This is a genomic window from Nocardia sp. NPDC058497, from assembly GCF_042720195.1.
GTDB lineage: Bacteria > Actinomycetota > Actinomycetes > Mycobacteriales > Mycobacteriaceae > Nocardia.
This window is the reverse complement of sequence record NZ_JBHXMY010000403.1, coordinates 1-1009: the sequence shown is the minus strand read 5'-3', so window position 1 is coordinate 1009 and position 1009 is coordinate 1. Positions and strand designations below refer to the sequence as shown.

The following is a 1009-nucleotide window of genomic DNA, read 5'->3' as shown; positions in this document are numbered from 1 at the left end:
TTTCAGTGATTATCCCCCTCTGCAAGCCCGTGGGTGGTTCCGCCACAGACAACGTCGGGTTCTTATTCATCGCCTCGATCGCAGCGATCGGCAGGCCCTTGGTGATGATGTCCAGCTGCCCCTGCTCGAGCAAAAGGCGCTGCGTCGTGATGTCGGGGATGATCTGGACGCGCAGGGAGGTGAATTCCGGTTTCGTTCCCCAGTAGCCGGCGTAAGCGGTCAGCGTGTAGTGACTGCTCGGCACGAACTCCGTGATCTGGTATGGCCCGGTTCCCGCATCGTGCGTACTCAACCAGCCCTGCGCCAGATCACCGTTCACGGTATGGGTTTGCACCGCGGTCGGGCTGACTGCCTTGAGGCCCCACGGGCAGGCGAGGTAGTCCAGGAACGGCTCGACAGGATGCCTGAGCTCGACCACGAGAGTGGAGTCGTCGGGTGCGGACATCGACTCCACGTCGGCGATCAGGTAGGCCGGCCCTTGGTTGATGGTGGTGCGCCGTTGAAAACTCTTGATGATGGTGGTGGCCGTCATCGGCGTGCCGTCGTGGAAGGTCACACCGGCACGTAGCTTGAACGTGTAGGTGAGGCTGTCGTCGGTGACCGTCCACGACTCGGCCAGGCCGGGCCCGATTTCGGGCGAATCGGGTTTGTAGGCGACCAAACCTTCGTAGACACTCAGAGTGACCTGGAGACCCTCTCCCTCATAGAAGATGTCCGGGTCGGGCACTTGCATGTCGGCCAGGAATCCGAACCGGATAGTGTCGCCGACCGTTCCGGCTCCACCGGCTCCACCCGAACATGCCGACAACAGCGCCGATATCCCGAGGGCTTCCGCCACGGCAACGAGCGCACTGCCCTTCAGGAACGTCCGTCGATCCGCAGTCATGCTCATATCGCAACGCACCTTTCACCGTCGTCGATCACCTGCGAAGCCATCGCGGGCGGTGCCGAGTACCACCGACATCGCGAGCAACATCTGATTTCGATCCGAGGTTCCGCCACCTACCAT

General features: G+C 61.9%; 1 protein-coding gene. It reads right to left on the bottom strand.

What is annotated here, in order from left to right:
* The coding region (locus ACFWPJ_RS23215) for an ABC transporter substrate-binding protein (protein WP_378854493.1) at nt 1–892 on the bottom strand (892 nt) is incomplete at its 3' end.
* Nucleotides 893–1009: the final 117 nt, after the last annotated feature.